Raw genomic sequence first — 12,385 nt, 5'->3', positions numbered from 1 at the left:
GTGGAAAATAACGCTCAAATAGTTCGATGAAGATGATTCCGAAACGGAGGATTTCAGATGAAGAACTTAAGGTTACAAAAAATGACAGCAGTGGCAGTAGCAGCAGCAATGGGACTAATTTTACAGTTTATCGCATTTCCAATTGTTCCAATGTTTCCCTTTCTAAAGTTAGACTTTAGTGACATTCCAGTCCTAATTAATATGTTTATCTTTGGACCATTAACAGGAGTCGTTACTGCGTTTATTCGGTCATTACTACATTTAACTATGAGCGGTTTTTCCATTGATAATATGATTGGAGATTTCGCCAGCTTCTTTGCATCAACGTTGTATACATTACCGATATTCTTAATGTTCAGAAAAAAAACATCTTCGAAACGAGTATTGGGTCTTGGATTAGGGATTTTAGCAATGACGATTTTTATGAGCATTGCAAATTATTTTGTGATCACGCCACTCTATTTAAAGGCCTTTGGACTTTCTGCAGGTCAAATGCTAGGGATGGGATTAGGTCGCTATATTTTAGTAGGTATCGTTCCATTTAACATTTTGAAGGGAATAATCGTCAGTGTGGCCTTCTTAGTATTACATGCAAAATTATTGCCTTGGCTATCGAAAAAAACATTAACTTCACAACATCATTCAGCATAAATGTGCTTAAAAAAATCTCAGACCAAGCGTCTGAGATTTTTTTTGATGATATGTGTTATTATTATTTCTGATATAGTATAGCATGCGACGGGCAGCGCTTGGCAGCTTCAATGACTGTAGCCTGCTGGTCTTTAGGGATAAATTCATGAGTTGCTCCAGGCTCGCCGACAAAAAGAACGAGACCATCATCTGTGTAATCAAAAATTTCTGAAGCGATTGTTTGGCATAAACCACAAGCAATACAACGTTCGGGAATGATTTCGCATTTCATTTTTTCACCTTCCAGAGGAGATTTTACTATGACTTTTTTTATTTTAACGTTATTTCAGACTGGCTACAAGTTAAGAACCTCCACTTTATATCATTTATTAGTGGGAAAAAGAACTAGCTCAGTATTGCTCCATGGTTTTTTTTATAAGAATTTGGCTTATTTAGGGGCACTGCCAAATTTAAAAGAAGAAACATTTCAAAAAGAACTTCAACAATTGATAAATCAGAAGTTGATTGTAGTTGATGACGGTTTTGGAAGGATGACAAAAGAAGGAGAAAAGCTATTAACAAGTGATTTTTTTGATTTGAGCGGACTGAATAATTTACGCTATGGTCGAATGCGAGAGAATTCGTGGCAAATGATTCTCTTCGCGGTACAAGTTGTCAGTAATTTATCCTTTAATGAAAATGATTACCTTCCGATTGAAAATAGACCGTATTACTTGCAGCAAATAAAAAAATGGTTGGCAACTTCACAACCTAATTTAATAAGAAAATTCTATCAGGAATTAACAAGTATTTTAAAAGAATTGCCACAGGTAGAGGCGGATTTTTTAGCCAATCAATTTTCAGGCTATGGGTTTCAAGGTAAAACTGCTTTTCAATTGTTTCCTGATAAATGGCAAGAGTTTCCTTGGAATATCCTTTATCGCCAGCGTGCGATTGATCTTTTTTTTGCACAGATCGAAGACGGTGAAATATCAAGATTATTGTTACGGTTAGACCAGCAAAATATCAATCAAAGCATGTTAAAGACAAAAGAGTTCTTTCTAGCAGGGAAAACAATGAATGAAATTTTGGAGTTGCGTCATTTGAAACAAGGGACTATCAATGACCATTTTATCGAATGGGGTTTAATGGATAAAGATTTTCCATATGAACGATTTGAGAGAGTCGATTTTAGCGCTCTTAACGAGGAACAAGTAATCCATGCTCATTATCAAGATTATGAGGTGCCTTACTTAACTTTCCGCTTGTCGCAACTCTATTATTTGAGGAGAAAACAATGGAGCTGATAGAGTTACTAAAGACAAAATTTAATTATGATCATTTTCGACCGGGGCAGCAGGAGATCATTGAGTCTCTTCTATCTGGTAATTCTGTCCTTGGAATGCTACCAACAGGAACGGGGAAGTCCTTATGTTATCAATTACCGGGATATTTACTTGAGGGTACTGTAATCATTATTTCGCCTTTGATATCTTTAATGGAAGACCAGGTAACTCAATTGCAAAGGCTTGGGGAAAAGCGTGCGGTCGCTTTGAATAGCGTACTATCATCTTGGGAAAAACAATTGGTCTTAAGTGAAGCGCAGAAGTATAAGTTTATTTTTATGAGCCCGGAAATGTTTTTGACAGCTAACGTTCAAAAAACTTTACAAGCGATGAAATTGTCCTTGGTTGTGGTTGATGAGGCTCATTGTATTTCACAGTGGGGAATTGATTTTCGACCAGAATATCTAAAACTAGCAGATGGTATAAAGAAGATTAACGTATCATTAGTTCTGGCGCTGACAGCTACAGCCACCAGATCTGTACGCCAGGATATCCAGCGCTTACTATTTAATGACGAAGCACAGGAGTTTATATATTCAGTTGATCGACCGAATATTAGTTTTTTTGTTTATCAAGGGGATAAATTGAAGAAATTACAAGAGTTAGTTGAGTCATTAGCGGGTTCAGGAATTGTTTATTGTGCCACACGAAAAAAAGTGGAGGAACTGTATAAGTTACTTAAGCAAACTCATGCTGTTGCTTACTATCATGGAGGACTCAGCGGTCAAGAACGGCGAATGTTGCAACAGCAATTTCTAGCTGGAGATTTACAGTTGTTAATTGCAACAAATGCTTTTGGAATGGGGATTAACAAAGACAATATTCGGTTTGTTATTCACTATGATTTACCGGATTCACCTGAGAATTATTTGCAAGAAGTAGGTCGAGCTGGTAGAGATGGCCAACCTAGTCAAGCCATTCTACTTTATGAAGAAGGCGATGAACATATTCATCATTTTCTACAAGAACAAACGAATCAATCAAAAAAATTATTTGAAATCAAACAAAAAATAACAGATCTCGTTTTTGAAGATCCTCTGATTAAAAAATGGGAGCAATTTTTTCCTAATCAAGAATCACGCTTGCTAGATTTATTAAGTAAGAGAGGAGTAACAAAAAAAGTACAATTAAAAAAAATGTTAGATTATATTTCAACTGCAAACTGTCGTCGCAAATTTTTAGTATCCTATTTTGACGAGACGCTTCATAAGAAAAATTCAAATTGCTGTGATAACGATGGGGCCACTTTAGCAATAAAAATAAGTAAAGAAATACCGTCCGAAACACCATTTACTTGGCAAAAAATAGTTCAAAAAATTTTTAAAAATGCTAAGAAAGATTGAAAAGTAACGCCACTTTTTCAAGAGCTATGGTATAATACATGGCGATAGCATTTAGGAGGTTAGAGAAATTGAGTAGAAAAGATCGCTATAACGATACGAACAATGAACCGTGGGATCAACATATTTACGAATCTGATAGTGAAGAAGAAACATATTCACGTAGCCAGTCTCGTCGTAGTGGTGGTAACAAAGGTGGCGGAAATACGAAATTCTTGACAATTCTGGTCGCATTATTGTTAGCCCTTATTTTGATTCCCGCGGGTGCCTTTTTCTGGATTACTCGTGGAGATGATAAACCAGCGGCCTCTCCTGAGAGCACAACGCAGGTATCAAAGGTATCTTCAACAGAGAAATCCAGTACTGAAGAAAGTAGCGCCGAAGAAAGTAGTTCAACAACAGAGTCTGAAGCAAATCAGCAGTCACAACAACAAGCGGCTGAACAGCAAGCGGCAGAACAACAAGCAGCAGCACAGCAACAAGCGCAACAACAGGCACAGCAACAACAACAAACTCAGCAAAATCAAGACAATACACAAAATGATGCAAATGCTCAGTATGGAACAGTTCAGGCAGGCGAAGGTCCAAAACAAATTGCTGGACGTTATGGGTTGAGTGTTGATGAATTTTTGAAACTTAATGGTATGACTTTGGATAGTTTTTACTTTGATCCAGGCCAACAAGTGCGTGTTAAATAATTTGAATATCTTGCCGTAATCGTTAGCGATTACGGTTTATTTATTGAAAAGAGGCAGAACATGGAAAAAATTTCAATTGCAATTGATGGTCCGGCATCTTCAGGAAAGAGTACAGTAGCTAAGATTCTAGCAAGAGACTTTGATTTTATTTATGTTGATACTGGTGCGATGTATCGTGCTATTACTTTCTTAGCAATCAAATATCAGGTCGCATTTTCAGACGAGTCAGCTTTAGCTGAACTGACAAAAAAATATCCAATTACTTTCAAACAATCTGTTCATGGACAGTTAGTATTTGCGAATGGTGAAGAGATTACTCAGGCGATTCGTCAGCCCGATGTAACTGCAGCTGTATCAGAAGTTTCCGCTCATGCTAAAGTTAGAAACGAATTGGTGGAAGCACAGCGGCAGTTGGCTGAAGCAGGCGGAATTGTAATGGACGGACGAGATATTGGTACAACAGTCTTACCAGAAGCGGAAGTAAAAATTTTCTTAGTAGCAAGTGTCGAAGAACGAGCACAACGCCGATACAAAGAAAATCAAGAAAAGGGAATCGATATGGACTTTGAAGCAATTAAAGAAGCTATTGCAAAGCGTGATTATTTAGATTCGCATCGCAGTGTTTCTCCGCTTGTACAGGCTGCAGATGCTCAATTGGTGGATACGACGGGAATGTCGATCGATCAGGTAGTAACGAAGATTAAAGAGGTTATATGTTCAAAAGGTTTCTAAATTTTGGATAAAATCGATAAATAAAGCGAATTTCTTTCGATTTTTTAGAAAAAAAGAAGAAATCGCTTTATTTTTCATGTGGATTACTCTAAAATAGAATATGTAGTGTATTTTACGTAGAATTGTTGGTAAGGAGGACAAACGACATGACAGAATTAGAACAAAATTCGATGGACAACGAAAATGTTTCCATGGAAGCAGCAATGGAAAGTGTGCATGAAGTTCAAGTTGGCGATATTGTTAAAGGTGAGGTGCTCGCCTTAGAAGATAAACAAGTTATCGTTGGTATTGAAGGTGCAGGGGTAGAAGGTGTAGTTCCTGCTAAAGAGCTTTCAACATTACCTGTTGAAGATATCAATGAAGAAGTCAAGGTTGGCGATATTCTTGATTTAGTCGTTATCTCTTCTATCGGAAAAGACAAAGAAAATGGTAGTTATCTCCTTTCTAAACGTCGCTTGGATGCGAAGAAAGTTTGGGAGGACATCGAAAAGGATTTCCAAGATGGAAAAATTATCGAAGCACCGGTAACTAGCAGTGTTAAAGGTGGTTTAGTCGTTGACGTGGGGGTACGTGGTTTTGTGCCAGCATCAATGATTGATGATCATTTTGTTGATGATTTTTCAGCTTATACTGGAAAGACATTGAAATTCAAAATTATTGAAATCGAACCTTCTGAGAATCGTTTGATTCTATCCCATAAAGCAGTTGTTGAAGCTGAAAAAGCAGAGAAGAAAAAAGAAATTTTAGCAGATTTATACGAAGGCCAAGTAATTAAAGGCCAAGTTGCTCGTTTAACAGACTTCGGTGCCTTTATTGATCTTGGTGGTATTGACGGTTTGGTTCACGTATCAGAAATTTCTCATAGTCATGTGGCGAAACCATCAGATGTTTTGACTGTTGGCGATGAAGTAGAAGTTCAAGTCCTTTCTGTTGATCCGGAAAAGGAACGTATCTCATTATCAATCAAGGCGAATCTCCCTGGACCTTGGACAGATATCGAGGAAAAAGCAGCACCAGGTTCTATACTCGAAGGAACTGTGAAGCGATTGACTAGTTTTGGTGCTTTCGTTGAGATTTTTCCTGGAGTAGAAGGTTTAGTTCACATTTCTCAAATTTCTCATAAACATATTGCTACACCACACGAAGTTTTGCATGAAGGGGATCAAGTAAAAGTAAAAGTATTAGAAGTTCATCCTGAAGATCATCGTGTGGCACTTTCAATCAAGGTGTTGGAAGAGAAACCTGAGGAAACTAAATCAGAACCTGTGGAAGAAGAATCCTATGAATTGCCTGAAGAAAATACTGGTTTTACTATGGGCGACATCTTGGGTGACGCTTTAAGTGATGAATCAGAAGAAGAGTAATTTTCCATTAAAGACGTGCGTGAGCACGTCTTTTTTTGCCTAAATCGAAGGAGAAATTTGCGTTATTTACTGGAACGGTGAACTGACTAAAGCCACAAAGTGTAATTTTATTATTATTTACTAGATGAAAATGGCTCCTTCTCTTGCAAGAAGAAGTTTTCTTAGTTAAACTAAGGAGAATTTGAAAAAAGAATGCAGCCGTTAGTTCTACCTTCTGCTTTTGAAAAAAATAGTAGAAGAGTATGTAATTGAATCTAAATAGATTTTGTGGAGATTTATTAAAATAATTTGAAATTATCCTGGTTTTACAGTTTGTTTTAACAGATGACGGGAGTTTTGTTACTGATCTTCTAAGGAACGTACTAAATATTAGGATAGATACTGTGAGCATCGGGCTCAATTTTTTTGAAAAAATTTAATACATTAATTAGAAACGGGGAGTTAAGTTATGTCAAATCCTACAATTGCGATTGTTGGTCGACCAAATGTCGGAAAATCAACATTGTTTAACCGAATTGCTGGCGAACGTATATCGATCGTAGAAGATACACCAGGGGTAACTCGCGATCGGATCTATGCAAAGGGTGAATGGTTGGACCATGAATTTTCAATCATTGATACTGGTGGAATTGATGTTGGTGACGAGCCTTTTATGGAACAAATCAAACAACAAGCTCAAATTGCGATTGATGAAGCAGATGTTATTTTGCTTGTTGCAAGTGGAAAAGAAGGTGTAACTGACGCAGATGAAGCAGTTGCTAAGATTTTATACAGAAGTAAAAAACCAATAATCTTAATGGTGAATAAAGTAGATAATCCCGAAATGCGCAATGATATTTATGAGTTTTATTCTTTAGGATTAGGAGAACCATATCCTGTTTCAGGCAGTCATGGATTAGGTCTGGGGGATGTTCTAGACGAAGCAGTCAAACATTTTCCTACAGATAATGGGGAAGATGAAGATGAATCAATCAAGTTTAGTTTGATTGGTCGTCCGAATGTGGGAAAATCATCATTGATAAATGCAATTTTAGGGGAAGATCGGGTAATTGTATCAGATATCGAAGGAACTACACGGGATGCGATTGATACAAAGTTTGTTGGTGATAATGGCCAAGAATTTACGATGATTGATACGGCTGGAATGCGAAAACGCGGTAAGGTTTATGAAAATACAGAGAAATATTCTGTAATGCGTGCTATGCGTGCAATTGATCGATCTGACGTTGTTTTGGTCGTGTTAAACGGCGAGGAAGGGATTCGTGAACAAGACAAGCGAATTGCTGGTTATGCTCATGAGGCTGGACGAGGCGTAATCATAGTGGTCAACAAATGGGATTTAGTCAAAAAAGATACCAATACAATGAAAGAATTTGAAGAAGAAATTCGCGATGAATTTTCTTATTTAGATTACGCACCAATCGTATTTGTCTCGGCAATGACTAAACAACGGTTGAATAAAATTCCAATAATGATTGAAGAAGTCAGCATGAATCAAAATTTAAGAATCCCTTCTTCTGTTTTGAACGATATTATCATGGATGCAGTTGCGATTAATCCAACACCTACTGATAAAGGAAAAAGGCTGAAGATTTTTTATGCGACTCAAGTTGCTGTAAAACCACCGACATTTGTAGTATTTGTTAACGAAGAAGAGCTAATGCATTTTTCTTATGCACGATTTTTAGAAAATCAAATTCGCAAAGCTTTTGAGTTTGAAGGTACGCCGATAAAAATAATCGCCCGTAGGAGAAAATAAGGTATTTTATCATACTTTTATTTTGGTGACAACAGATTTCTCTGAATGATAAAACAACCATGAATTTTATGCCATTAATTGCTAAAAACCTTGCTAACACAAGGTTCTTATGCTATCGTTATAACAGAATATTGACCAAATCAATATTTCTTAGCTGATGACTGGACCACTCAGTTATCAGTCGATGTTTACACATCATTACTCATTTCTCAGGAGGTGAATTCATTCATGGCAAACAAAGCAGAATTGATCGAAAAAGTTGCAGCAGCTACTGACTTAACTAAGAAAGACGCTACAGCTGCTGTCGATGCTGTATTTTCAACTATCCAAGACGCATTAGCTGAAGGTGAAAAAGTTCAGTTGATCGGCTTCGGTAACTTTGAAGTACGTGAACGTGCGGCCCGTAAAGGACGTAACCCACAAACTGGTGAAGAAATCGAAATTCCAGCAAGCAAAGTACCTGCATTTAAACCAGGTAAAGCGCTAAAAGACGCAGTTAAATAATTTTTGCTGCTAAAACCGTTATGACTTTATAGTCATAACGGTTTTTTGTCTGAAAAATAGAAATAGATATTTCTGATGTTTATTTCTACGTTCGTTGGCTATTTCATCTAAATTATAACTTAATTTTTATTTTACGAAAGGCTTTACATACGATAAAATGGAGTAGAGCATTTTACTTTTTTGTTTTATCTGCATAGTGAACTTATAGAAAATGGTATACTGATTAATATAAAAATTTTTAGAAAGAAGAAGGAAGGTGAAGCGATGTCAAAGGAACGACTTTTCTACGCAAAGAAAAATGATTCTTGGCATTCATATGATTTTCTTAGGCAAAGACAAAATGATCCTAAGTGGCGACAGGCCTTTTTAGAAGCAGATGCATTGCTAGAGCAGGAAGATAAAAAAAGGAAACGTCGCAACTTTATAATATTACTGGTATCAGTTCCGTTGTTATTGATCATCGTATTGGTTGGGTTGTATTTTTATGGATCTTCAGATGAAGAGATTATTCCAAAGCGAGAAGTAAGTTTGAATAACTCTACTTCAATCTCTTCTACGATAACAGATGCCTCCGAAACAATTGATACATCAAGTGTTGGGCAGGTATTGACAACGCCGTGGGGAGAGCAGGTGACTGTTTTGCGAGTCTTGTCAAACGGAGAACGGGTTATTAAAGAAGGATATTCGCCTTCAGATTTGAATGGTGACGGTTTACTGACTTTTGAAGAGTTATCAAAAGTAGAAGAGCAGGCGAACCAAGGAAATCAACAACAATATCAACAACAAACGCCGCAGCAAGGTCAGAACTATCAGCAAGAACAATATAATCAACAACAAACACCACAGCAGAGCCAAAATAATCAACAACAGACACCTCAGGAAAATCAACAGCAGGGTGTGCCAAATCAATCTAATTTGCAGCAAGCTCCTTCAAATCATGATGGAGAATCAACTCATAATCAACAAAATGCTCCGCAAAGCCACTAAATGAACAGAACTAAATTAGTATTGAATTTGCAACTAATTAATTTTAAAATCCGGATTCTTTTTTTATTCTTATAATAATGAAAGAGAAATGTCTTACAGCCTTTCGCAGATTTGTTGCGAGAGGTTTTTTTGTAGTATAAAATAAAGAAAACGGGGTGACTGTGATGGAAGTAGTGTATCGAAATAAGCAAAATGAGACCTTGATTATTTATGGGGAAACTGTCGCTTCAATGATGCGCAAAAAGAATTTGCAAAATAAACAAATTCTTTTTTGTGGAAATCAGCGTTATTATGATTTATTCGCAGAAAAACTGCGTCAATTTATTCCGAAAACTAGTTCTCATGATTGGTTTATTACACCTAATAATCGCTACTGCAATACGATGGAAAATTTTCAAGAATTGATTCGCTTTCTTGATCGGTTCAGTCGACAAAAAGAAACGATTTTTCTTGGAATTGGAAATGAGGGGGCTCTTGAACTGCTAGGATTCACTCATCATGTATCGAATTTTCAAGCAGAATTGTGTTTTTTGCCCGTTTCATTACGATCATTCGCCCAGAGTTTATCATTTGTTGATCAGATTGTCTCAGATAAAAATTTAATGACAGTAATGGAAATTGAAGAAGTACCACGAAATATTTTGTTTGATCATACTTTGGCGGATCAGCAAAAAACTGGGAAAATGGTTGATCTTTTAACATTGATTAATTGTGGGATCGTTTGTGACTATACATTTCTGCAAAATTTGTATGTGAATTTTCCAACGCGTGATGCTTTATTGCAACATTCTTTTTCGGCTTTTAGTGAAACACTTATTAATTTTTATCAGGAAAATAGTAGACAGCTTCGTCGCTTTGGAAAAACCTTTGAGAAAGCTTTCTTTCAAACAGAGAATGGTTCACTATTGTCAAGCAGTATGAAGACGATGTTTGGCCTGCTTTTTGAACTAGCTTGGAATGTAATAGCAAGCGATCTTCATTTCAATTTCAAAAATTTTATGATATGGTTGGTGCGATTAGGGTTTCCTATTACGATGCCTGAAGGAATCTCATTAGCTGATTATGGTCAGCAAGTGATTGCTTTAGCAAAGGAAAAACCTTTAGATGGGCTAATCCAAATCGGCGTGGTTGGTACAAGTAAAATACCGACTCAAAAAGAGTTACTTCGAACGTTTGAAATGTATCAAAAAATAGTAACAGAGATCAGGGGAGAATAGATGTCAAGTTATAGTGAAAAAATGCTTTCAGCATTGAGGAACGAGAATTTAACAGAAGCAAATCGGATGTTGGAAGAGGCATTAAGGAAGGATGAACCGGAAATCTTAGCTAGTTTGGCTGAAGAGTTGCAAAGCTTAGGGTTTCTAGAAGAAGCAAAGCGTATTTTGGAAAAACTATTGAAAGATTTTCCTGAAGAAGATATCTTTTATCTTTCATTAGCCGAAATTGCTATTGAAAATGACGATATTGATGGTGCCTTTGAGTACTTAGAAAGAATCCAGCCTGAAAGTGAAAATTATTTAGAGAGTCTATTAGTAATAGCTGATCTGTATCAAGTTTTAGGGATTCCAGAAGTCAGTGAAGCAAAACTGTTACAAGCAAAAACCATTGCCCCGGAGGAGCCGCTGATTACTTTTGCTTTGGCGGAATTACATTTTTCTGCTAACCAGTTAGGGGAAGCAATCAACGATTACAGTCTGCTTCAGAAGCAAGGGCTAGAGGAAATCGCCAATATTTCCATCGATGAAAGAATCGGAGCGGCCTATAGCATGATGGGGGGCTTTGAAGAAGCAATCCCATTCTTGGAACGGGCGTTAGAAAAGGAACGTACCGCTGATCGTTTATTCCAAATAGGTTTTATTTATTACCAATTACACGATCATCAGAAAGCCATCAATTATTTACAAGAATTGATTACTCTTGACCCGCAATATCAAAGTGGCTATTACTATCTTGCCGATAGTTTGAAAGAAGAGGAGCTACTTGAGGAGGCATTGGTTGCTGCTGAGGAAGGAATCAAAGAGAATCCCTATCAAGTGGAATTGTTGCACTTAGCCTCCGAAATTGCGTATCGACTTCGTGATAGCAAAAAGGCAGAGGAACTGTTAGTACAAGCACTTGATTCCGGGGATAAAACTGATGAAACTTTGTTGACGTTAAGCAATCTCTACCTCAATGAAGAGCAGCCAGACAAAGCTATCGAAATGATTAGTCAGATGGATGAAGAAGATAATCCTTATGCTTCATGGAATTTGGCACAAGCCTATAATGAATTAGAAGATTTCAATGCTGCCCGTACTTTTTATAAGCAGGCCTACGAAGATTTGGCTCATGAACCGGATTTTTTAAAGTCTTATGGTCTATTTTTGCGCGAGGATGGTCAATTAGAGTCTGCAAGAGCTATTCTTACGAGTTATTTACAACTAGAACCTAGTGATTTAGAAGTACAGTCATTATTAGAAGAATAGAGAGGTGAGAAAAATGATCGATGTAGGTGAAAAACGTGAATTTCTCGTATGGTTGATCAATAATGTAAGCTTTCAACGCCGCGAAGTGATTTGGATTTTGAATTACTTAATTAATCATGAAGCAATTTTACGAAATGTCCATATTGTAGAGCAAGCCTTGGAAACAAAGAGAGGATTGGTTTTTCGGGATATTACTCAGCGTGAAGAGCCGATGATGTTCTCAATCGAAGGGCATCAATTTTCCAACAGTGACCAAATTTTTCATGAAATTCGTCTGCATTGGCAACAACCCTTATATTTGGAATGTATTTTTCCGAACTCTTGGCAAAACGCTCAATATTTATCGGTACTCGAAGACAATCCTGCACTCTCTTGGAATGATAACGTCAGTGAAGAGATTGTGACAGAGGTTGAAAACTATTTGAAGTTTCAGGAACAAGAAGCACAAGTTGATTTATTGAAAAAACAAATTGATATGGCTTTAGAAGACGGCGACAAAGAAGCATTTCTAATTTTGTCAGATGAATTAAACAGGCTAAAATTAACGTTACATGAATAAA

General features: G+C 36.9%; 13 protein-coding genes. 12 read left to right on the top strand and 1 reads right to left on the bottom strand.

Going from position 1 to position 12,385, the window contains the following annotated elements:
• The first annotated feature begins 57 nt into the window (after positions 1–57).
• A complete protein-coding gene (locus IGI67_RS04305) occupies positions 58–651 on the top strand; it encodes an ECF transporter S component (RefSeq protein ID WP_429956860.1) in 594 nt (197 codons plus the stop codon).
• A 61-nt stretch (positions 652–712) separates the two neighbouring features.
• On the opposite strand, the gene IGI67_RS04300 is transcribed toward IGI67_RS04305, so the two are convergent.
• Positions 713–922: a ferredoxin gene (locus tag IGI67_RS04300; protein WP_429956859.1), complete on the bottom strand. Its 210-nt coding sequence runs from the start codon at positions 920–922 to the stop codon at positions 713–715.
• Positions 923–950: 28 nt separating this feature from the next.
• Here IGI67_RS04300 and IGI67_RS04295 point away from each other — a divergent pair, with 28 nt between their 5' ends.
• From IGI67_RS04295 to IGI67_RS04245, 11 genes are all read left to right on the top strand, one after another.
• A complete protein-coding gene (locus IGI67_RS04295) occupies positions 951–1,937 on the top strand; it encodes a helix-turn-helix domain-containing protein (protein WP_429956858.1) in 987 nt (328 codons plus the stop codon).
• Positions 1,928–3,319, top strand: coding sequence for a RecQ family ATP-dependent DNA helicase (locus tag IGI67_RS04290; RefSeq protein WP_429956857.1), 1,392 nt, complete (start codon positions 1,928–1,930; stop codon positions 3,317–3,319). The genes IGI67_RS04295 and IGI67_RS04290 overlap by 10 nt, the downstream gene beginning before the upstream one ends.
• A 68-nt stretch (positions 3,320–3,387) precedes the next feature.
• Positions 3,388–4,014 carry a LysM peptidoglycan-binding domain-containing protein gene (locus IGI67_RS04285; protein WP_429956856.1) on the top strand — a complete coding sequence of 209 codons (627 nt, stop codon included), beginning with the start codon at positions 3,388–3,390 and terminating at the stop codon, positions 4,012–4,014.
• Positions 4,015–4,074: 60 nt separating this feature from the next.
• Positions 4,075–4,746, top strand: coding sequence for a (d)CMP kinase (cmk, locus tag IGI67_RS04280; protein WP_207107958.1), 672 nt, complete (start codon positions 4,075–4,077; stop codon positions 4,744–4,746).
• A gap of 146 nt (positions 4,747–4,892) precedes the next feature.
• On the top strand, positions 4,893–6,110 hold the full coding sequence (gene rpsA / locus IGI67_RS04275) for a 30S ribosomal protein S1 (RefSeq protein WP_429956855.1): 1,218 nt from the start codon (positions 4,893–4,895) through the stop codon (positions 6,108–6,110).
• A 448-nt stretch (positions 6,111–6,558) separates the two neighbouring features.
• Complete coding sequence (der, locus tag IGI67_RS04270; protein ID WP_429956854.1) at positions 6,559–7,869, top strand: ribosome biogenesis GTPase Der; 1,311 nt, start codon at positions 6,559–6,561, stop codon at positions 7,867–7,869.
• A 228-nt stretch (positions 7,870–8,097) separates the two neighbouring features.
• Positions 8,098–8,373 (top strand): HU family DNA-binding protein, encoded by a 276-nt coding sequence (locus tag IGI67_RS04265; protein ID WP_010744623.1) that lies wholly within the window; start codon positions 8,098–8,100, stop codon positions 8,371–8,373.
• 264 nt (positions 8,374–8,637) lie between these two features.
• Entirely contained in the window at positions 8,638–9,360 is a 723-nt protein-coding gene (locus IGI67_RS04260; RefSeq protein ID WP_429956853.1) for a hypothetical protein, read from the top strand.
• A 164-nt stretch (positions 9,361–9,524) separates the two neighbouring features.
• The gene (locus IGI67_RS04255) at positions 9,525–10,577 is read left to right on the top strand and encodes a hypothetical protein (RefSeq protein ID WP_429956852.1); all 1,053 of its coding nucleotides are present in this window, start codon (positions 9,525–9,527) and stop codon (positions 10,575–10,577) included.
• Positions 10,578–11,825: a tetratricopeptide repeat protein gene (locus IGI67_RS04250; protein ID WP_207107963.1), complete on the top strand. Its 1,248-nt coding sequence runs from the start codon at positions 10,578–10,580 to the stop codon at positions 11,823–11,825.
• A 13-nt stretch (positions 11,826–11,838) separates the two neighbouring features.
• Positions 11,839–12,384, top strand: a complete 546-nt coding sequence (locus IGI67_RS04245) for a YpiB family protein (RefSeq protein ID WP_429956851.1) — start codon at positions 11,839–11,841, stop codon at positions 12,382–12,384.
• Position 12,385 lies beyond the last annotated feature (1 nt).

Source organism: Enterococcus sp. AZ196 (genome assembly GCF_050498845.1).
Taxonomy (GTDB): domain Bacteria; phylum Bacillota; class Bacilli; order Lactobacillales; family Enterococcaceae; genus Enterococcus_A; species Enterococcus_A murrayae.
Note: the sequence above shows the minus strand (reverse complement) of the source record. Positions and strands in the feature narration are given on the sequence as shown.

Excerpts from the sequence above, each read along its gene's own strand:
- IGI67_RS04305 (WP_429956860.1), top strand. The coding sequence starts at position 58 with ATGAAGAACTTAAGGTTACAAAAAATGACAGCAGTGGCAGTAGCAGCA.
- IGI67_RS04300 (WP_429956859.1), bottom strand. The coding sequence starts at position 922 with ATGAAATGCGAAATCATTCCCGAACGTTGTATTGCTTGTGGTTTATGC.
- IGI67_RS04295 (WP_429956858.1), top strand. The coding sequence starts at position 951 with ATGACTTTTTTTATTTTAACGTTATTTCAGACTGGCTACAAGTTAAGA.
- IGI67_RS04290 (WP_429956857.1), top strand. The coding sequence starts at position 1,928 with ATGGAGCTGATAGAGTTACTAAAGACAAAATTTAATTATGATCATTTT.
- cmk (WP_207107958.1), top strand. The coding sequence starts at position 4,075 with ATGGAAAAAATTTCAATTGCAATTGATGGTCCGGCATCTTCAGGAAAG.
- rpsA (WP_429956855.1), top strand. The coding sequence starts at position 4,893 with ATGACAGAATTAGAACAAAATTCGATGGACAACGAAAATGTTTCCATG.
- der (WP_429956854.1), top strand. The coding sequence starts at position 6,559 with ATGTCAAATCCTACAATTGCGATTGTTGGTCGACCAAATGTCGGAAAA.
- IGI67_RS04265 (WP_010744623.1), top strand. The coding sequence starts at position 8,098 with ATGGCAAACAAAGCAGAATTGATCGAAAAAGTTGCAGCAGCTACTGAC.
- IGI67_RS04260 (WP_429956853.1), top strand. The coding sequence starts at position 8,638 with ATGTCAAAGGAACGACTTTTCTACGCAAAGAAAAATGATTCTTGGCAT.
- IGI67_RS04255 (WP_429956852.1), top strand. The coding sequence starts at position 9,525 with ATGGAAGTAGTGTATCGAAATAAGCAAAATGAGACCTTGATTATTTAT.
- IGI67_RS04250 (WP_207107963.1), top strand. The coding sequence starts at position 10,578 with ATGTCAAGTTATAGTGAAAAAATGCTTTCAGCATTGAGGAACGAGAAT.
- IGI67_RS04245 (WP_429956851.1), top strand. The coding sequence starts at position 11,839 with ATGATCGATGTAGGTGAAAAACGTGAATTTCTCGTATGGTTGATCAAT.